This window comes from Gemmatimonadota bacterium (genome assembly GCA_022560615.1).
Classification (GTDB): Bacteria; Gemmatimonadota; Gemmatimonadetes; order Longimicrobiales; family Gaopeijiaceae; genus UBA1138.
This window is the reverse complement of record JADFSR010000003.1, coordinates 17,681-37,635: the sequence shown is the minus strand read 5'-3', so window position 1 is coordinate 37,635 and position 19,955 is coordinate 17,681. Positions and strand designations below refer to the sequence as shown.

General features: G+C 65.8%; 18 protein-coding genes. All 18 read left to right on the top strand.

Annotated features, from left to right (window positions below):
- Positions 1 to 15 precede the first annotated feature (15 nt).
- The 18 genes from IIB36_02870 to IIB36_02785 all read left to right on the top strand — a co-directional run bounded on the left by IIB36_02870 (position 16) and on the right by IIB36_02785 (position 19,852).
- The gene (locus IIB36_02870) at positions 16 to 1,545 is read left to right on the top strand and encodes a M20/M25/M40 family metallo-hydrolase (protein MCH7530688.1); all 1,530 of its coding nucleotides are present in this window, start codon (positions 16 to 18) and stop codon (positions 1,543 to 1,545) included.
- Positions 1,546 to 1,667: 122 nt separating this feature from the next.
- Positions 1,668 to 2,822 carry a tRNA guanosine(34) transglycosylase Tgt gene (tgt, locus tag IIB36_02865; GenBank protein MCH7530687.1) on the top strand — a complete coding sequence of 385 codons (1,155 nt, stop codon included), beginning with the start codon at positions 1,668 to 1,670 and terminating at the stop codon, positions 2,820 to 2,822.
- Entirely contained in the window at positions 2,819 to 3,154 is a 336-nt protein-coding gene (gene yajC, locus IIB36_02860) for a preprotein translocase subunit YajC (GenBank protein MCH7530686.1), read from the top strand. The genes tgt and yajC overlap by 4 nt, the downstream gene beginning before the upstream one ends.
- Before the next feature lie 21 nt (positions 3,155 to 3,175).
- Positions 3,176 to 3,691, top strand: coding sequence for a peptide deformylase (gene def / locus IIB36_02855; protein MCH7530685.1), 516 nt, complete (start codon positions 3,176 to 3,178; stop codon positions 3,689 to 3,691).
- 33 nt (positions 3,692 to 3,724) lie between these two features.
- Positions 3,725 to 4,666: a methionyl-tRNA formyltransferase gene (locus IIB36_02850; protein ID MCH7530684.1), complete on the top strand. Its 942-nt coding sequence runs from the start codon at positions 3,725 to 3,727 to the stop codon at positions 4,664 to 4,666.
- Positions 4,667 to 4,671: 5 nt separating this feature from the next.
- Positions 4,672 to 5,295 (top strand): thiamine phosphate synthase, encoded by a 624-nt coding sequence (locus IIB36_02845; protein ID MCH7530683.1) that lies wholly within the window; start codon positions 4,672 to 4,674, stop codon positions 5,293 to 5,295.
- Positions 5,296 to 5,309: 14 nt separating this feature from the next.
- Entirely contained in the window at positions 5,310 to 5,510 is a 201-nt protein-coding gene (gene thiS / locus IIB36_02840; GenBank protein ID MCH7530682.1) for a sulfur carrier protein ThiS, read from the top strand.
- A 2-nt stretch (positions 5,511 to 5,512) separates the two neighbouring features.
- On the top strand, positions 5,513 to 6,301 hold the full coding sequence (locus tag IIB36_02835; GenBank protein ID MCH7530681.1) for a thiazole synthase: 789 nt from the start codon (positions 5,513 to 5,515) through the stop codon (positions 6,299 to 6,301).
- Between the two features lie 173 nt (positions 6,302 to 6,474).
- Positions 6,475 to 7,605 (top strand): RsmB/NOP family class I SAM-dependent RNA methyltransferase, encoded by a 1,131-nt coding sequence (locus tag IIB36_02830; GenBank protein ID MCH7530680.1) that lies wholly within the window; start codon positions 6,475 to 6,477, stop codon positions 7,603 to 7,605.
- On the top strand, positions 7,602 to 8,435 hold the full coding sequence (locus tag IIB36_02825; GenBank protein ID MCH7530679.1) for a PASTA domain-containing protein: 834 nt from the start codon (positions 7,602 to 7,604) through the stop codon (positions 8,433 to 8,435). The genes IIB36_02830 and IIB36_02825 overlap by 4 nt, the downstream gene beginning before the upstream one ends.
- 76 nt (positions 8,436 to 8,511) lie before the next feature.
- Positions 8,512 to 9,069, top strand: coding sequence for a TlpA family protein disulfide reductase (locus IIB36_02820; protein MCH7530678.1), 558 nt, complete (start codon positions 8,512 to 8,514; stop codon positions 9,067 to 9,069).
- A gap of 9 nt (positions 9,070 to 9,078) precedes the next feature.
- On the top strand, positions 9,079 to 10,059 hold the full coding sequence (locus tag IIB36_02815; GenBank protein MCH7530677.1) for a hypothetical protein: 981 nt from the start codon (positions 9,079 to 9,081) through the stop codon (positions 10,057 to 10,059).
- Complete coding sequence (gene tsaD, locus IIB36_02810; protein MCH7530676.1) at positions 10,056 to 11,117, top strand: tRNA (adenosine(37)-N6)-threonylcarbamoyltransferase complex transferase subunit TsaD; 1,062 nt, start codon at positions 10,056 to 10,058, stop codon at positions 11,115 to 11,117. Before IIB36_02815 ends, tsaD begins: the two co-directional genes overlap by 4 nt.
- Positions 11,118 to 11,174: 57 nt before the next feature.
- Positions 11,175 to 12,023 carry a prolipoprotein diacylglyceryl transferase gene (locus tag IIB36_02805; GenBank protein MCH7530675.1) on the top strand — a complete coding sequence of 283 codons (849 nt, stop codon included), beginning with the start codon at positions 11,175 to 11,177 and terminating at the stop codon, positions 12,021 to 12,023.
- Positions 12,020 to 12,880, top strand: a complete 861-nt coding sequence (locus IIB36_02800; protein MCH7530674.1) for a metallophosphoesterase — start codon at positions 12,020 to 12,022, stop codon at positions 12,878 to 12,880. The genes IIB36_02805 and IIB36_02800 overlap by 4 nt, the downstream gene beginning before the upstream one ends.
- Before the next feature lie 41 nt (positions 12,881 to 12,921).
- A complete protein-coding gene (locus tag IIB36_02795; protein MCH7530673.1) occupies positions 12,922 to 13,065 on the top strand; it encodes a hypothetical protein in 144 nt (47 codons plus the stop codon).
- A gap of 2 nt (positions 13,066 to 13,067) precedes the next feature.
- Positions 13,068 to 15,341, top strand: a complete 2,274-nt coding sequence (locus IIB36_02790) for a BamA/TamA family outer membrane protein (GenBank protein ID MCH7530672.1) — start codon at positions 13,068 to 13,070, stop codon at positions 15,339 to 15,341.
- Positions 15,341 to 19,852 (top strand): translocation/assembly module TamB, encoded by a 4,512-nt coding sequence (locus IIB36_02785; GenBank protein ID MCH7530671.1) that lies wholly within the window; start codon positions 15,341 to 15,343, stop codon positions 19,850 to 19,852. Before IIB36_02790 ends, IIB36_02785 begins: the two co-directional genes overlap by 1 nt.
- Positions 19,853 to 19,955 lie beyond the last annotated feature (103 nt).

Below are 19,955 nucleotides of genomic sequence, written 5' to 3'. Positions count from 1 at the left end.
CAGTAGAGGACAGCCATGCGGCTCCCACGTCAGCATCCGATCGTGACCCTCGTGATCTCGGCGCTTCTCGTTCAGCCCGGCGCGACGTCCGCGCAGATCGCTCGAGAAGCCGTCGATCTCGAGGTCGTGCGGCAGATCCGAGAAGAGGGCTTCGAACGCTCCCAGATCGAAGCGATGGCTCGGCACCTCACTGAAGTGATCGGCCCCCGTCTCACCGGTTCCCCCGGCATGAAAAAGGCCAACGAGTGGACGGTCCGGATGTTCGAGGAGTTCGGTCTCGAGAACGTGGTGATCGAGCCCTGGGGCGAATTCGGACGAGGCTGGTCCAACGAGGGCTACGCCGGCCGGATTTTGACTCCGTTCCAGCAGCCGCTGCACGGGCAGCCGAGAGCGTGGACCGGCAGCACCGACGGCACGGTGCGCGGTCAGGCCGTCGTCGCGCCGATCCAGAGCATGCAGGACGTGGAGCGCTATCGCGGGCGACTCGCCGACGCCTTCATTCTTCAGAGCGACATGGCGGAGGTAACGCCAGAATTCGAACACCGCGACCGGCGCATGTCCCTCGAATCGCTGCTGGCCCCGGCGGTACCCCGCAGCGGCCGCCGTGGCGGTCGTGGTGGGCGCGGGGGTGGTGACCGCGAGGCGATACGGCAGGCCCAGGCAGCGTTCACGGAGCTGGCGGTCGCCGAGGGGGCTGCGGCGTTTCTGCGAATCTCGGGGAGAGGCGACGGCGTCATCGATGGTAGCAGCGCAGGCAGCCGCCAGGCCGGCGCCCCGGAGGGCCTGCCGCACGTATCGCTCACGCGTGAGCAGTACAACCAGATCTATCGCAACGTCACGAACGGCGTGCCGGTCGAGATCGAGATGCTGGTCGAGAACCGCTTCTACGAGGATGACCTCCAGCAGTACAACTCACTCGGCGAGATCCCGGGGTCGGACAAGGCCGACGAGCTCATCATGCTCGGTGCCCACCTCGACTCATGGCACATGGGAGGTGGCGCGACCGACAACGGAGCCGGATCCGTCATCATGATGGAAGCGATGCGCATTCTGAAAGCGATCGGCGTGCAGCCGCGGCGAACCATCCGCATCGCGCTGTGGAGCGGGGAAGAGCAGGGGCTCATCGGTTCTTCGAGGTATCTCGACAACCACCCTGAGCTACACGACAAGATCTCGGCGTACGTGAACGTCGACAACGGAACTGGCCGGCTCCGCGGCATCTGGAACCAGAGCAACGCCGCCGCTACGCCTGTCTTCGAGCAAATCTTGTGGCCGTTCCGGGACCTCGGCGTGGTGGCGGTCAAGCACGGCAACACGGGTGGCACCGACCATCTGTCCTTCGATCGCAGGGGCATTCCCGGTTTCAACTTCATCCAGGATCCCATCGAGTACGGGATCAACACGCACCACACCGAGCTGGACACGTTCGATCACTTGGTGATCGAGGACCTTCAGCAGGCCGCCGTCGTCGTGGCGGCGACGGTGTACGCACTCGCAATGCGCGACGACATGATGCCGAGGAAGGAGGGGCCGATCTCCGAGTAGACATCCCGGAGTCGCCGTGCGAAGCGCCCGACCGTGGTACGCACGATCGCCCGAACGCAGAACGTCGGCCGGGGGCGTCCGCGAGAGGTTGGAACGGAGGGGCACGCGTTACATTCCGCGCCATGTTCGAATTCAGCCTGCAAGCAAGCGAAGGTGCGGCCCGTTCGGGCGTGTTCGAGACCCCGCACGGGGACGTGCTCACGCCGACGTTCATGCCGGTGGGCACGCAGGGCACGGTGAAGGGCCTGATCATGGAAGAGGTCGACGCGCTGGGCGCTCAGATGGTGCTGGCGAATACATATCATCTCTACCTGAGGCCCGGGCACGATCTCGTGGCGCGGCTCGGCGGCCTCCACGACTTCATGCGCTGGAATGGTCCGATTCTCACCGATTCCGGCGGCTTTCAGGTCTTCTCTCTGGCCGCGATCCGAGACGTGCACGATGACGGCGTCGACTTTCAGAGCCACATCGACGGATCGAAGCATCGCTTCACGCCAGAGTCGGTCATGGAGATCCAGCGCACACTCGGCGCGGACGTGATCATGGCCTTCGACGAGTGTCCGCCGGGGGGAGCGGACCGCGCGACGGCCGAAGCGGCGAACGTACGCACGCTGCGCTGGCTCGAGCGGTGCCGAGAGCGCTTCGAAGCCCTCGAGCATGAAATGCCGGCGCCGAGCCAGGCGCTCTTCCCCGTGCTGCAAGGCAACATCTTCGAAGACCTGCGACGCGAGCACGTGCGTGACTTCATGCAGGCCGGCGATTGGTCCGGATTCGGGATCGGTGGGCTCAGCGTTGGCGAGGCCAAGGAAGACATGTGGCCGGTGCTGGAGCTGCTGCACGAGGAGTTGCCTGAGGATCGTCCTCGCTACTTGATGGGCGTGGGATATCCTGACGACCTGCTCGAAGCCATAGCGCGGGGCTGCGACCTCTTCGACTGTGTGGCACCGACCCGAAATGCCAGGCACGGGACCGTCTGGACGAGCGCAGAGGGCCAGGTGAACTTGAAGGCGGCGCGCTTCCGTGAAGACACTCGTCCGGTCGATCCCGAGTGCGACTGCTACACGTGCACGCGCTACGATCGTGCGTATCTTAGGCACCTCGTCGTTTCCGCCGAGTGGCTGTCGGTGAGGCTGCTCTCGATCCACAACCTTCGCTTTCTGGTGCGCCTGGCCGAAGAAGCCCGACGCAGGATCGCAGGCGGCTCCTTCGAGAGCTGGTCGCGCGATTGGCTAATGCGGTATCGCAACGTTAAGAACACCACGGAGAAGACTCAGTGACGCTGCCTGTCCTTGCCCTACTCATGGTTAACCGGGAGGGGGGCGCCGGAAGCACCATCTTCATGGTCCAGATGCTGCTGATCTTCGCAATTTTCTACTTCCTCATGATCCGGCCGCAGGCGAAGGAGCGGCGGAAGCACGAAGGGATGCTGAAGAGCCTCAAGAAGGGCGACGAAATCGTCACCAGCGGCGGCATCATCGGCAAGGTCGTTCACGTGGACGAGAATCGCCTCACGGTGAGGACGGGTGAGAACACCCGCATCACCGTCGACCGAGGCAAAGTGGCGTCCGTGCTCGACGTCAAAGGCAAGCCCAAGGAAGAGAAAAAGTAGTAGGGAGGGCAGAGCGGACCGATGGCGGTACGTGAGATCGTGCTGATGGGCGACCCCGTACTCCGGGAGGAGGCGCTGGAGGTCACTAACTTCAATCGCGACCTCAGGAGCCTTGTGCGGGACCTGTACGAGAGCATGTACCACGCCGAGGGCGTCGGGCTCGCCGCGCCTCAGATCGGGATCTCCAAGCGGGTCATCGTGATCGACCTGCGAAAGGACGACGAGCCGGACGTGCGCCTCGCTCTGATCAACCCGCGCGTCGTCTGGCACAGCGACGAGAGGCACAAGTCAGCGGAGGGGTGTCTGAGCATCCCGGGCCTCGAGGAAGTCGTGGAGCGCGCCTCCGACGTTCACGTCGAGGGAGTGGACCCGGATGGTCGAAGCATCAGGGTCGAGGCGGAGGACCTGTTCGCTCGCGCGTTGCAGCACGAAATCGATCATCTCGACGGCGTCCTCTTCGTGGACCGCGTCAGCGGGCTCAAGCGCCGCATGCTCATGAAAAAGTGGAAGAAGCTGCGGGCTGAGGACGAGTCGTGAGATGCCGGCCGAGCCCTATCTAGGAAGCCGTCCATGCGCATTCTCTTCTGGGGCACGCCGGCGTTCGCGGTGCCGTCTCTGCGCGCTTTGTGCGACGAGGGGATCGAAGTGGTCGGGGTCGTGACTCAGCCGGATCGCCCCGCGGGCCGGGGGCGCAGGCTTCAGCCTTCGGCGCTGAGACAAGTCGCGTTCGAGCTCGGTCTCCAAGTCCTCACCCCTGAACGACCGCGAGGCGAGGAGTTCCTGCAGTCCATCGGCGCGCTTGCGCCGGACATGTCGGTGGTGGTGGCGTACGGCCACATCCTCAGACCCGAGGTGCTCGACCTCCCTCCACTGGGCTCGATCAACGTGCACGCGTCTCTGCTTCCGGCACTGCGCGGTGCGGCGCCCATCAGTTGGGCGATCGCGAGAGGATACCGAGAGACCGGCGTGACGATCATGCGCATGGTCGCCCGGATGGACGCGGGCGCGATCATCCACCAGGTGAGGGAAGCAATCCTTGAAGACGAGACCGCGTCGGAGCTTTCGGTGCGGCTCTCAGAGTCGGGTGCGAAGGCTCTGCTCGAGGCGCTCACGCTCCTGAGCGCGGGCGGTGCACAAGAGGTCGAGCAGAACCATGAGGCGGCCACGTTCGCGCCCAAGATCGACAGGAGCGTCGCACGCGTCGATTGGAATCGGCCGGCCACGGAGGTTGTGCGGCACGTCCGTGCCATGGACGCGGTGCCCGGAGCGTGGTCAGTGCTGGACGGCCAAAACGTGAAGCTCTTCCGGCCACGCACAGTTCCGCGTCGCATCGTAGAGCCGCCGCTCGAGCCGGGCACGGTGGTCGCCATTGATCCGGCCCAAGGCGTCCTGGTCGCGACGCCGGACGGAGGTGTGCTGATAGCCGAGGTTCAGCCTCCAGGGAAACGGCGGATGCGGGCGCGTGACTGGATCAACGGACGTGGGGTCGAACAGGGACAGCGCTTCGAGTGATCGGCGTGCCACGGCTCCACGTCGTCACGGACGACCTGGTGCTGACGCGAACCGACTTCCTGCATGTCGCGCGGGCCCTGCTGGAGGCAGGTGGCGATGCGTTGGCTCTTCACGTGCGTGGTCCCAGGACAGATGGGCGAAGGCTCTACGAATTGGTTCGTGAGCTGGTCACACTCGACGAGTCGGGCGCCCGCGTCTTCGTCAACGACCGTGTCGACGTCGCGCTCACAACGGGGGCGGCTGGTGTGCATCTCGGCCGGCGGTCCCTCTCCGTGGCACAAGCTCGGGCGCTCGTCGGTTCGGCCGCCCCCGTCGGCGTCTCTGTGCACGACGCACGAGAAGCTACCGAGGCCAGACAGGACGGTGCGGATTACGCCTTCGTGGGTACACTCTATCCGACGCCGACCCATCAGGGGGACGCAGGCGGGGGCCCCGCCTTGCTGACCGAGGTAGCGGAGGTCGCCGACGGGCTGTCGCTCTTGGGCATTGGAGGCGTGACTCCTGAGCGCGTTTCGGCAGTGCTGCACGCGGGGGGGCACGGGGTGGCGGTGATTCGCGGTGTCTGGGGCGCGGACGATCCTGCCCGGGCGGTGGGCGAGTATCTTTCCCTTCTAGGAGATTTGACGTGAGCGCGACCGACACGATTCAGGTGCGAGTGAACGGCAAAGATCGCGACATCGAGCCAGGGCAAACGGTCCACACCCTACTCGAGTCGCTCGAGTTGCACCCCGGAATGGTTGTCGTGGAGCTCAACAACGAGATTCTGGGCCGCGACGCGTACGACGAACACCAGGTCCGGGAAGGTGACACGATAGAGCTCGTCCACTTCGTGGGCGGAGGCTAGCCATGGCCACGCGAGCCCTCGATGGTCCCCTCCACATCGGTGGCTTGGAGTTCACGTCCCGCCTGATCGTCGGGACCGGGAAATACGAGAGCAACGACGTCATGGTGGAGGCCATCAGGGCGAGCGGTGCCGAGATGGTGACGGTCGCCGTACGCCGGGTCGACCTCGACCGCACGAAGGAAGAGGCGATTCTCCACCACCTCAGCCCCGAAGAGTTTTTCCTGCTCGCCAACACGGCTGGATGTTATACGGCCGAAGACGCCATTCGGTACGCTCGTCTGGCCCGAGCAGCGGGCTTCAACGAGTTCATAAAGCTCGAAGTGATCGGCGACGAGACGACGTTGCTGCCCGATGTGCAGGCGACCGTCGAAGCCGCAAGAATCCTCTCGGACGAGGGGTTCAAGGTGATGGCGTATACGAACGATGACCTCATCACTGCGCTCCGCCTCGAGGATGCCGGCTGCGTCGCGGTCATGCCGCTTGCCAGCCCAATCGGGAGTGGGCTCGGCGTTGTGAACCCGTACTTCATTCGCGAGATCAAGCGGCGGCTCGAGGTACCCGTGATCGTCGACGCGGGCGTCGGAACCGCGTCCGACGCATGCGTAACGATGGAGCAGGGCGTTGACGGCGTGCTCATGAACACCGCGCTGGCGGAGGCGGACGATCCTGTGCGCATGTCTCACGCGATGAGGCACGCTGTTGCCGCGGGTCGTCTGGCGTTCCTGGCTGGGCGAATGCCATCCCGGGAGATCGCCGTTCCGTCGTCGCCCACGAGGGGGATGCTCGACTGACCTCTCTTGGTCCCGGACGCCTCGCGGCGTTCCGAATCAGAGAACAGGTCGAGCGCGGACGCCGGCTCGACGTCGCGCTCGCGGAGACGGTCTCCGACCTCGAGCCGAGGGACCGCGCTTTCGCGCACGAACTCTCGTACGGGGTCACGCGGCTGCGCGGCCGGATCGATCGGTTGCTGTCTCCTTGCGTGCATCGCGGCCTCGACTCGCTCGACCCGAAGGTGCTCGAGCTGCTGCGTCTAGGAGCCTATCAACTCCTCTACATGGGATCGGTACCGACGTACGCCGCGGTGTCCGAGTCGGTGGCTCACGCGGGCACAGTCGCGGGGAAGGGGGCGGGCGGCCTGGTCAACGCGGTGCTGCGCTGCGTGGCCGACGCCGGAGACGGGGCCGAGCTTTTTCCTGACCCCGCCTTGGCGCGCGCCGACTACCTCGCCACATGGGGCTCCCATCCTCGCTGGCTCGTCGACCGCTGGCTCGCCCGATGGCCGGGTCACGTGGTAGAGGCTCTCGTCACGGCCAACAATGCCCGGCGAGCGCTCTTTCTGGTGCCGCTGGAGCATCCCGCGCCGGAGGCCGTCGCCCGACTCGCCGCAGCGGGCATCGAGAGTACGGAGGTGGGTTTCGGGACCGACTGCGTGGAGCTCGAGCCCGGATCGAGTCCCCTCGCCGCGCTCCGGGCGCTGCCCCAGTCGATTGTGCAGGACCCTGCGGCGCGTCTGGTGAGCCAGTACACCGATGTAGGGGCGGGCACGAAGGTTGCAGATCTTTGTGCTGCCCCCGGCGGCAAGGCGCTCGCCGTCGCGGGGCGAGCCTCTTTCACACTGGCCGCCGACCGCTCGGAATCACGCATGCGTATGATTCGGGAGAACATGGACAGGACGGGACAGCGCCTGGGATGCGTGGTCGCGGATGCTCTGCACCCGCCCATCACGCGCGCCGACGTGGTGCTTCTCGACGTGCCGTGCACGGGCACAGGGACCTTCGCCAGGCACCCCGACGCCCGTTGGCGCCTAACGCCATCATCCGTGCATGAGCTCGCCGGGTTGCAGGAGGAGCTGCTGCGGGCGGCTGGGCGCATCGTCTCTCCAGGCGGACTCCTGGTATACTCGACGTGTGCGCTCGAACCGGAAGAGAACGAAGAGCAGATCGATGCCTTCCTGGTCGAAAACGGTGACTTCCATGTCGAGGCTACAGAAGCCGTGCACGCCCGCTTCCTCGATGATCGGGGGAGGCTGGTCGTGAACCCCCACGAGACGGGTTTCGACGGGGCCTTCGCCGCTCGCCTGAGGAGGAGCACATGAGGCTCGGCGGCTCGCTCGCCCGGCGGCGCGGTGGGCGGCGTAGACGTCCTTCGCGGGCTGCCGCGAAGTCGAAGAAGCGCGGCTGGCGTTTCCCTGAAGTCGGTTCGCGTATGTTAGCGGCGCTCGGGGGTCTGGCGCTTCTCGGTTGGACGGGCGGATACCTGATCTCTACCCAGCTGCTCTTTCCCGCGCCTCCCCCGCCGGGCGACCTGTTCGAGGTCCCGGATATGCGTGGCCTCGGGCTGCCGAGCGCCCGCGAGCGGCTCGCGGGTGCGGGGCTCCGGTTGGGTGTGATCGACTCTCTGTCGCACCCCTCCGTCCCGCAGGCACTGATCATCGGCCAGTCGCCGCTTCCAGGGCAGGTCGCAACACCCGCCAGCCCCGTGCGCGTCACCGTCAGCCTCGGCCCGCAGATGCGGTCGGTGCCGGACGTAACGACGCTCGACGAGGACCGTGCCCGCATCGTTCTGGAGAGCAGCGGTTTTGTGGTTTCGATCGATACCGCGTCGTCGCAAGTGCCACGCGGACGCGTCGTGGAGATCTTCCCGCCCGCCGATACCATCGTGGCGCTTCCGGCCGGGATCCGCATGGTCGTCAGCACGGGTCCCCCGCTCGTTCCGATGCCTCTCGTGCTCGGGCTCGCGGAGGAAGAAGCCGTGCAACTGCTCGATTCTCTCGGGCTCGTGGTGTCCGATGTGCAGGAGGTCTTCCGGTTCGGCCGTGACCAAGGCATTGTGGTCGAGCAGGAACCTGCGGCGGACATCGAACTAGAGCGTGGATCCGAAGTTCAACTGTCCGTTGGGAGGCGGGGGAGGCAGACGGAACATTGACTCCCTTGGACCGTAGCATTCGAGGCGCCGTGAGGGGCCGTGAACCGTTGTCCCACAAGGCTTTCCGAGACGTCTGATGAAGCGCAGTTTTATTCGCTCGCCGTATCTCTGGGCCATGCTCGGGGTTGCCGCCGTGGTGACCGCGGCGTGGGTGGGTCGGGAGAGTTATCGGCCCGTCATCACGGGCTCGCTAGCGCCGGACTTCGCGATGACGGCGATGGATGGCTCGACCGTGACGGTTGAACAGTACCGCGGCAAGGTCGTGCTGTTGAACGTGTGGGCGACTTGGTGCGGTCCCTGCCTAGAAGAGATGCCGGCGATGCAGCGCCTCTACGAGGCTCTGGAGGGCACGGACTTCGAGATTCTCGCGGTCAGTATCGATGCCCGCGTTGGCGAGACGGATCTGGCGGGCCGCCCCGGAGGGGATCTGGAGGCCTTCGCCGTGAACCTTGGGCTCACCTTCACGATCCTGCACAACCCTGCGGGTGACATCCAGCGAGTCTATCAGACCACGGGTGTACCCGAGAGCTTCGTGATCGACAGGCAAGGCATGATCGTGAAGAAGATCGCGGGGCCGACCGAGTGGGATGCCCCTGTGAACGAGGAGCTCATCCGCCGGCTCCTCGGCGACTAGCCGTCACCGATGCCTGGCGCAGCCAGTGCCCCGCTCCACAACTGGCGCTTGAAGCTGTCCGCTCTGGGGCTCGCGATCTTTCTCTGGTGGCTGGTGCAGACCGAGCCCCGCAACAGTGAGACGTTCTCGTCGATTCCGATTCTGGTCGAGGTCGCAGATACCGCGTGGATCCTGGCCGGTCCCCCGACCCCCGCGGTGGCGGAACTGCGACTCGGGGGCCCAGCTCGTGAGATCTTCCGACTCGCTCGAGTCGGTACCACCCTACGCGTCCCCCTCGAGTCGGTGGGCTCTTCCGACACGCTCATTTCGCTGCGCCGCGAATGGGTCGGGCTCGGGGATGGAACCGGGCTCACGGTCGTGTCGGTCTCGCCTGCCAACATCAGGGTGACGCTCGAGCCGGCCATCACGGTGACGCTTCCCCTGGCCCTGCGCGTGCGAGGCGAAGTGCCGAGTCACCTCGCGCTGGCGTCCCCGCTCACGTTGAGCCCGAGCTCCATACGCATCCGAGGCCCGGCCAGCCGACTGGTTGGGCTGGACTCGGTACCGCTCGTGCCGTTCGACCTGCAGTCGGTGGAGCGGTCCGGGATCTTCAACGTGCAGATCGATACCACCGGACTGGCTGGCGCGATCGTGGTCTCCGCGGCGTCCACGCTCGCCGTTCGCGTCGAAGACCAGGTCGTGCGGACTCTCTCGGGGCTGCCCGTCCGCGTGGACGTCGGAGGTGTCGGGAACGAGGTGGTCGTCGATCCGGTGGCCATCGCGGTCCAGCTCACCGGAGCGCGAACGCTGGTCACCGGTCTGAACCCCGACCTTGTTCGGATCTGGGTGCGGCCCGACCAACTGCGGGGCATGGCGGAGGGCGAAGAGAGGCAGGTGCGAGTCCGCCTCGAAGGCGTGCCGGAACTCGTCACCGCCGTGCCGGAGCCCGACATCGTCACCGTGCGTAGAGTGGCGGACCAGGACGTGGGTGGCCGGAGAGGCGGAACGTGAGCGAGCCGCGAGCGCCTTATGTGCTCGGGCTCGAGACGTCGTGCGATGAGACCGCCGCCGCGGTGCTCGATGGCGACAACCGCATCCTCGGCCACGTCATTCTGTCGCAGGATGATCACGAAATCTATGGCGGTGTCGTCCCGGAGCTCGCGGCCAGAGCCCACCTGCAGAAGATCGACTCCGTCGTGGACGAGACGCTCTCGCGGGCGGGGCTGACCCTAGACCGTATCGACCTCATCGGGGCGACGGCTGGCCCGGGATTGATCGGCGCGCTGCTCGTCGGGGTCTGTTGGGCGAAGGCCGTTGCGTTCGCGCTGGGTCGCCCGTTCGTCGCAGTCCACCACATGGAGGCGCACCTGTTCGCTCCCTCACTCGAGGACCCGCACGCGGAGCCTCCCTTCATCGCGCTTCTGGTCTCCGGTGCACATACGATGCTGCTCCATGTCCTGGCCTGGGGGGAGTACGTTCTGCTGGGCGAGACCCGCGACGACGCCGCTGGCGAGGCGTTCGACAAGGTCGCGAAGCTGCTCGACCTCCCCTATCCCGGCGGCCCGGAGATCCAGCGCTTGGCTGAGGCAGGTGAGCCCACGCGGCACCAACTGCCGCGGCCCATGCTGCGCCGGAACCAGCGACCTGAGGATCCCGGTTACTACGATTTCTCGTTCAGTGGTCTGAAAACTGCGACGGTCGAGCTCGTCCGTGGTCTGAACGCTGATGGGGTTCTCGAGCCTGAAAGACGGCACGTCGCAGCGGCTTTCCAAGAGGCTGCGGTCGATGTGCTCGCCACGAAGACTTTGCGCGCGGTGGCTGAGACCGGTTGCCGTCGCGTGCTGATCGGCGGAGGTGTGAGCGCCAATCAGCGGCTGCGCGACGAACTCGAACTGAGGCTCGAGGGGGTGGGACGGCTCTTCTTCGCGTCTCCGAGACTCTCGGCGGACAACGGCGCCATGGTAGCCCGCGCCGCCCGCTTTCGCTTTGACGAGGGTGGTGCGGCGCCCCCCGACCTGTCGGCTTCGGCCCGCTTCGTTTTCCCCGGCCTTGCGCGGGGTGTCGCGTGAGTCGCTCCTGGCGGCTAGCCTGTTCCGGTCGAGACTCCGTCCCACCAAGTTAGGCACATGTATCCCGTCATTTTCGATCTTCCAGACTGGTTCCCGCTGCTTGGCGGTGAGGCGATCACCTCGTTCGGGGTCTTCATGCTTTTCGCCTTTCTCACGGGTGGCTACGTCATCCGCGCCGGCATGCGCGAAATGGGTGAGGATCCGGACAAGGCGTGGGACCTGGTGTTCATGGGCGTCATCGGCGGCATCGTGGGCGCCAAGCTCTACTACGTGCTTCTCAACTATGAGAGGCTTGCCAGCGACCCGGCCGGGTTGCTCCTGTCGCGCGGTGGCCTGGTCTGGTACGGAGGCTTTCTGCTCGCGACCGCTCTTGGCGTTTGGGAAATCAAGCGCCAGAAACTGCCCTTGCCGAAGATGGCGGACGTGATCGCGCCCGCGCTGGCGCTCGCCTATGCGGTCGGCCGCGTGGGCTGCTTCCTCGTCGGAGACGACTGGGGCCGTCCCACCGACTCCTGGCTCGGCATCGCGTTCCCGCGGGGAGCTCCGCCGACCAGCGTGGACAACATCGAGCGCCTCGGCATCGCCGTGGACCCCGCGTTGGTCGAAAAGTACGGACAGATCGTGCCGGTGCACCCGACGCAACTGTACGAGGTCGGCCTCAGCACGCTGATCTTCTTCTTCCTCTGGAAGATGCGCGGCGACGGTCGTCCCGCCGGATGGCTCTTCATGCTCTGGTTGGCGCTCGCGGGAGTCGAACGCTTCCTGGTCGAGTTCTTGCGGGCCAAGGACGACCGCTTCTTCGGAGTACTCACACTCGCACAACTCATCAGCCTGGCGATTGTGGCCGTCGGAATCATAGGCATGACTCGCGTGCGCCGTGAGCACGTGGCTGCTCCCGCGTCATGAGGACGAGTACACTGAAGATTCTGCACGCTTCGGACTTGCAGGTCGGGAAACCGTTCCAGCCCAGGGCGGCAGAGGCGTTTCGGCGGCTCGCCTTCGAAGTGGAGCCGCACCTCATCGTCGTGTCCGGGGACCTGACTCAACGCGCCAAGCAACGTGAGTTTCGCGCGGCCTGGGAATTCCTGCAGCGGTTGCCCACCGTCCCACTCGTGGTGACGCTCGGCAACCACGACGTGCCGTTGTACCGCGTCTGGGAGCGGATACTCTTGCCGTATTGGCATTGGAGCCGTGAGATCCCGCGCGATCGCGACTCGGTTGCGCGTGTTGCAGGTGCGATCATCATTGCACTGAACTCGGCGTCTCCTCTTCGGGCGATCGTGAACGGCCGCATCTCAGCTAGGCAACTCTCGTTTGCTTGCAAGAACTTTGAGAGCGCTGCCGCCGCCGGCGTGCGCGTGTTGGTCATCCACCACCATCTGATAAGCCCCCCGGGGGAGGAAGGCGGGGCACCGATACCGGGTGCCAAGCGCATCTTGAAGCAGATCGAGGCGATGAACGTGGACCTCGTGCTAGGCGGCCATCTGCACATGACGCACGTCGCATCGTCGCGAGACCTGATCCCAGGAGAGGGTTCCGGTGTGCCGTTGATCACGGCGGGTACCACGACGTCCTGCCGGGGCAGGGGCGAGGAGACGCGGCGGAATAGCACCAACGTGGTGGAAGTGCTCGACGACCGGATCACCGTGACGCCGCACTTCTTCGAAGCGCGGGGAACAGCTTTCGAGCCAAGCGAGATGATTACCGTAGCGCGCCCCGGCATGCCCGAGCCGGCGGCTCGCGTCGGCGGGGGCGGGACGTAGAAGTGCGCTATCTCCGGAATCGCCCCGATCGTGGTGAAGACTTGCGCGCCATTGTCATCTCCTCCGCGGTAGCGGTGAGCGTCGGTATCGTCACGTTCTACTTCACGCGGCTTCTGCTCGCGCGAGAGCTGCTGGGCATGGAGGTCGACGGGCGGTCGGGCGAGCCACAGCGAGGGGACGCGTAGGCGTGCGCCGGTGCCCCCTCGGACGGATTTTCGCCTGGGCTCTGATCGGTGCGACTTCTCTCGTGCCGCCTCCGGCCTCAGCTCAGGTCGGGCGCACCGACGTCGCCTCGGTCCGCTTCCACGGGAACGAGTTGTTCCCGGACGACTCCCTGGCCCGCGCGATCGTGACCCGAGAGAGCGAATGCCGATCGGCGGTACTCAGCCCTTTTTGCCTCTTCGGCGCAGACTTCGCGGTGCAGCGCTTCTACCTGAACGACTCTCAGATCCCGATTGACAGCATCCGTCTGGTCGCCTGGTATCGGGTTCGTGGGTTTCCAGAGGCGAACATCGGGCCGCCGGTCGTCGACACGCTGGACGGACGGGCACATGTGTCGTTCACGGTTGTCGAGGGCCTACCGATCGTGGTCGACAGTATCGAAGTGCTGGGCGTCGAAGGACTAGACGACGAAGGTTTGTTGGAGGATCTGCCGCTCGAGCTTGGTGACCGAATGAGCGGCTACGCGCTCGATGCCACACGCGATGCTCTCGAGCGGCGACTTCAGAATCGCGGATACGCTTACGCAGAGGTGTTGATAACCTCCATGCGGCCTGCGGACGCTCCGTACAGCTCGGCGGTGACGTTCGATGTCGACCCCGGGCCGCTCTCCGAGTACGGCGTGATCACGATCGCGGGCAATGAGAACCTCAGCGAGTCGACGATACTGCGGACCGCACAGATCCGGACCGGTCGCCTCTTCCGAAGGGACCAACTCTTGGAGTCGCAGACCCGCTTGTTCGGTCTCGACATCGTGAGCAGTGCTCGGGTGGAACCGTTCGGCATCCCGATCGCTGAATGGGAGCTCCGCCGCCGGGACCTCTCGACCGCTCCCGATTCAGTGATCCCAGTGACGCTGCGCGTACAGGAAGGGGATCAATACCGGCTCCGCTACGGAGCCGGTTGGAGCACGGCGGAGTGTTTCGACGTCGTGTCCCGCGGGACGGCCCGCAACTTCATGGGCGGCGGCCGTATTCTGCAGCTCCGCGGTCGGGTCGCGAACCTTCTCGCCGCGGACTTCCACGACATCCTCTGTCCGGCGAGTGGCAGCGGATCGTTCGCGAAGTTGAACTGGCTCGCCGCCCTCGATTTCGCTCAGCCGTGGATCTTCTCCACGCGCAATTCGTTCGTGGCTTCGGTGTTCAGTGAGCGGCAGAGCCTCCCTGATGTCTTCGTCCGGAGTGCGGTCGGTCTCGACCTCGCGCTGACCCGTGCAATCGGGCCGCTGACCCCGCTGACGCTCTCGTACCGACCTGAGTTGTCGCGTCTCGATGCGGCGGGCGTCCTGTTCTGTACGGGACTCCTAGTGTGTACACCGGACGATATCGAGATCCTGGAGAGTTCCAATTGGCTCGCTCCGCTAGGCATCAACTTCACTCGCGTTCTCGCGAACAACCCACTCAATCCTACTCGCGGCTATAACCTCGTTGTCGACCTCGAGCATGCGGCGTTTTGGACGGGCTCCAACTTCCGCTACGATCGCGTGGTCGCCGAGGGAACCTGGTACGCCAGCCAGGGGTCGGGGGTGCTGGCGGCCCGGGTGCGGGGTGGGTGGGTCGGAGCTGGGCCGTTCAGCGAGCTCGTTGGCGCGGGGGTGGGCGTCGACGTCGTGCACCCCCAAAAGCGGTTTTACGCGGGCGGTGCGAACTCGGTACGCGGTTTTGCGCAGAGCCGCCTGGGGCCGAGAGTTCTGACGGTCGATCCGGCCCAACTCCTGGATGAGAGGAGCACGGGAAGCGCATGCACGACCGCTCAGGTGATCGATCTCAGTTGCGACGCGACTGGGCTGGAAGAGGGGGGCTTCATGCCCCGCCCGACCGGCGGTACCAGAGTGCTCGAGGCCAACCTCGAGCTCCGGTTCAGGGTTGGCTCCCGCCTGCAAGGCGTCGCCTTTGTCGACGCCGGACAGCTTTGGGGTGCGACCGAGTCGGTCGACCTCGGCGACCTCGAGGTCACCCCCGGCACCGGCATTCGCTTCCTGAGCCCGATTGGCCCGATCCGAGTCGACGTCGCCTACCGCTTCAGGGGCGGGGAGGCCCTCTCCGTCGTGACGTCGCAGTTGCGGCCGTTTGCAGACGGTGAGGATGAGCCAGACGACCGGATCTTCGTGGATGGGGAGAGTATCCCGTTCGTCCAATCGAACGAACTCGCGGTGCTCGGCCCGAGGGTCTTGTTCGGGGAGTCGTCCTCGCTGTCGTTGCGACGCTTACAACTCCACATCTCGATCGGCCAGGCGTTCTGATGAGCGAGTCGACCCGGTCAGCGACGCAGCCCGAGTCCGCCGAATCGGCTCCGGACGCGGCCCCCAGCAGGAGGAGGTGGCCCGGGCGTCTGTTCGCATTGGCGGTGGTGCTGGTTCTGGGGCTGATCGGCGTATCCGTCCTGCTCGTGAAAACGGGTCGCGGCCAACGCATCGCGCTGGACCTGATGCTGGAGCGCGCGCGCGCTTCGCTTGCGGGCGACCTGGTAGTGGACGGAATTCGAAGCGGGAACTTGTTGACCGGCGCCACGCTCAGAGGTCTCAAGCTCGACGCGGAGGAGGGTCGACCCTTCCTGCGCGCAGACTCGGTCCGGCTGCGATTCTCCCCCTTAGAGATTTTCAACCCGGATGTGCGACGCATCGCCTCGGTCACCGTCTGGGGCCTCGATCTCGAGATCTCCCGCTATCCTTCGGAGCGGTTCTTCAACATCCAGCGCGTGATCAAGACCCGCGTCGATCCGGTCGTGGCGGAGGGAGCGGAGGCTGAGCAACCGCTCGCTTTCCTCGCAGTGGACCGCCTTGAGGTGCGGGGTGGGACGGTACGACTGCTGACTCCCGTTGGGAACGACACCGCGTCTCCAACCGTCCCGTCGCCGGACGGGGAAGGACTTCTGAGGCGGCTCGCCTTCGAGGAGCTCGACCTCGACCTCGAAAACGCTGTACTCGACCTCTCCAACCCGGCCCGGCTCTTTGCGGCCCAGCTCACGGCCCTGTCCATGAAAGCCGCGGTCGTCGCGGAGCCCGTCAGCCTCGAAGAGGCATCCGGAGAGATCGTCTACGGCTCAGCGGGAATCACCCTCTCCCAGGGTCGGATTCGTCTGCCGGGCTCAGTGCTGCGAGGTGAGATCTCGGCGGGTCCAAGCGAGCCGGATGGTCCCTGGTCGCTCACGGCCTCGCTGAGCACCGAAGGGGACGGCGACCTCGAGGACCTGAAGTGGCTCGACGACCGCATCCCGTCCGGTTCGTTCCGCGGCGGTGCTCGCATCTCGGTCTCCGGGTCGACGGAAATCGTTCTGGAGGAGGTCCGGATCGAGTTGGAGGCGAGCAGTGTCACGGTGGGGGGCCGGGTCGTCCTCGGCGAACAGATCTCCCTCGACGCTCTCGATGTGACGGTGAACCCGCTCGCCCTCGATAGGCTCGAGCCTTGGATCGGGCGGGATCTTCCGCTCGACGGCTGGCTCAGCGGGCAGGTGCGCCTCTCCGGGACGCTGACCGATCTGGTGACGAGTGGTCGGATGACGCTCGTCCCGACCGGGTACGGAGGTTCTCCGACGACCGTGAACTTCAGCGGCACGCTGCATGGAGGGACGAACCCCGGGGCGACGACCTTCGAAGCGCGCTTGGACCCTCTGAACTATCAGCTGCTGAACGTCGTCGCCCCGGATGCCTCCCTGGGTGGATCAGGTTCGCTCGCGTTCGAGATTTCGGGCTGGGCGGATGACGGGCTGCAATTCGTTGCCGACGCGTCGCATCAGGGAGACGCGTTGCTGACTTCGCGCGTGCGGGTGAGCGGGGCGTTGAGGCGAACGGAAACAGGCGAGTGGCTCGCGGATGTGCAAGCAGACGTCGTACCGCTCTCGCTACGAATCTTGGGGCAGTTGCTGCCGGATCTCGAGCTGGGCGGTGAGGTCAGCGGCCGCGTGCGAGGCGTGGGCCGCTTGCGCGACCTTCAGCTATCAGGCGACTTCGACGCCGCGGGTGGAAGGGTCAGCTTCGACGGCGTGGCGGACATGCGACGGCTCGGATCGTTCTACCGATTCGACGCTTCCGCCGAATCCGTTCCCCTCGATCGGTTCAGCGCCCGGTTTCCGACTCCCTCCGTGTGGAGCGGCACGCTCTCGGTGGAAGGCCGGGGTATCCGCGTCGATTCCATGGATGCGGCTGCGACACTGTTCGTAACGCGGTCCCGGATCGGGGGCCTGCACATCGACACCGTGACGGCTCATCTGAGAGCCTCGGCGGGGATCCTGACCCTCGACAGTCTCGATGCGGTGCTCGGCGGCGTTGTGGTCTCGGGCGAGGGACGACTCGGCATGGCCGCACCGCTCGACGGCGAGGTCCGGCTCACTTTCTCGACGGACTCGCTCGGGGGCCTCCGTCCGCTCTTGCTCGGCGACACCGTAATCGCCAAGGACACCCTCAGTGCTCTGGAGTCGGCGCGCCTGACGTTCGAGGGTATCGACGTCGAGGCTCTCCCCGACACCGCGGACGTGCGCATGTACGGGTCGGTCGACGGTACGATACGCCTCGTGGGATCCGTCGACGCGCTCGATGTCGAACTCGACATGGAGGTACGAGGGGCCGTGTACGGTCACAACCGGGTCGACAGCGCGAGCGTGCACCTGACCGCGAACGAGCTCCCCGACTTCTCGGGGGACTGGGACGTGTTGCTGGACGCGTTCGGCGTGGAGTATCAGGGCCGCTCGTTCGAGCGGGCCCATCTGGACGCCGACATGACTCGGCGGCAGGGACGGGCTGCGCTCGAAGTCGAGAGGGGCCCCGGCGAGCGACTCGAGGCGAGGGGCCGGTTCGACTTCGACTCGCTGGGGGGGTCGGTCCGGTTGGAGGAGGCGACGGCGACGCTGGACTCGCTCGAATACTACCTCGCGTATCCGAGTCGCGTGGTTTGGGACGAGCGATCGGTCTCCATCGAGGGCCTCGAACTGCGCCGGGACGACCACGACCACATGAGGATCACCGCCGACGGCACGCTTTCGCGCTCGCATGTGTCTGACTTCGAATTGGTGATCGAAGGCCTTCACATTGAGCGCGTGGCCCGTGTAGTGGAGTTCGACGACGTCGCCGTAAGCGGGCACCTCGATCTCACGCTGTCGGTGAGCGGGCCCGCCGACGATCCAGTCATCGAGGGGCGCTTCGAGCTCGAGGAGCCTAGCCTGGCGGACGTCCTGTTCACGCGCGTCGCGGGCGAGCTGGAGTATCGGGGCAAGGAAGCGGATGTTCGCGTCGAGGTCTGGGAGGGTGAGCGACGGGTGTTGAGCGCCGTCGGCGCGGTACCGATCGATCTGTCTCTGACCGAGGTCGAGCGCCGGCAGGTCACGCTGCCGATGGAGCTGCGAGTGGTGGCCGACTCCCTCGATGCCGCGGTAGCGCTCGCGTACTTCGGGACGCTCGAGGACGTCGTCGGTACCGTGTCCGGGGAAATACGCCTAGGTGGTACCTCCGAGGCGCCGGAGCCGGATGGGGTCATCACGCTTTCCACGGGGGGCTGGTCGATCGAGGTGCTCGGCGTTCGCCACTCCGAGGTCAACGGTACGTTGACGCTCAAGCCGGACCGAACAGCCGAGGTCGACCTGTCGTTGAACGCGACCGGCCGTGCCGAGGTCACCGGCACACTGATCTTGGATCCGATCTCAGACCCGGGCCTCGACCTCCAGTTCACGTTCGAGGGCTTCCAAAGCGTGCAGCGGCGGGACATAGAGAGTCGCGTGAGTGGAGCGCTCACTCTGAGCGGCCGATACGGCCGCCCATTCGTGCAAGGAGACCTCACTGTGGACGAGGCCGCGATCTTCGTAGACGAGTTCGCGAGGAACGCGGGGATCGTGGATCTCTCGAACCCGAGACTGTTCGGTGCCGACACGACGGCCTTCTTGACCCAGCCGTTGCTGCGCGACCTTCCCTTCCTCGAGTATTTGCGAGCCGAAGTGACCCTCGCCGTTCCCAGGGCCACCTGGCTTCGGTCCTCCGAGATGGACGTGGAGATCGGCGGGGAGCTCCAGGTTCGGTACTCGCGGCGCGACAGGGACCTCGTCATGATCGGGGAGCTACAAGCGCTACGTGGCTCGTATGCGGTGTTGGGGCGTCGCTTCGAAGTCGCCGGTGGTACCGTCGGCTTCCCGGGGACGCCGGGCATGAACCCGACGCTCGACATCCAGGCGGTGAGCCGGATCCGGCGCATCGAGGGTGAGCCTCTGGAGGTCAATGCCAACGTCGGGGGCACGCTCACGCTTCCCCGGGTCACGCTTTCGACGGAGGAGGCCGGGCTGGTACAGTCCGACCTCGTGAGCTACCTGGTCTTCGGGCGCTCCAGCGCGGAGCTCGCCACGGGCCAAACCGCGTTCCTCGAGGGCGCCGCCGGCTCCGTCGTGACATACTTGTCTGGAACGGTCGCGTCCCAGATCGGGGCTGCGCTCGCTCAAGGGATCGGCGTCGACTACTTGTCGATCACGCAGGCCGGCGACTTCGCGCTTACCTCGGGCCTCACCAACTCGCTCGCGAATACGCAGGTGGAGATCGGCCAGTACGTGGGACCGAACACGTTCATGGTGATCGTCTTCCGGCCCCTGTCCGGGCAGGCTGCGGGCGGCAGCTTCTTGGGCGGAGCGCGGATCGAATGGTCGCTCTCCGACGACTACACGGTCGAGGGATTCATCGAGGACCGGTTCCTGCGGAGCGGCAGCGGCAGCTTCGGACGTTTGGGAGTCGAATCGCCGAAGGTCTGGGGCGTGTTCATCTTCAGAGAGTTGGGCCGCTGACGCTGGCGTAGCCGCCCCTCTCTGTCGTCTCGCGGCCGCCATTTTCGGGCGCATCCCCAGGATTGAGCACGACTTGCGTGCGCGGTTAGTTTTTCAGGCTATG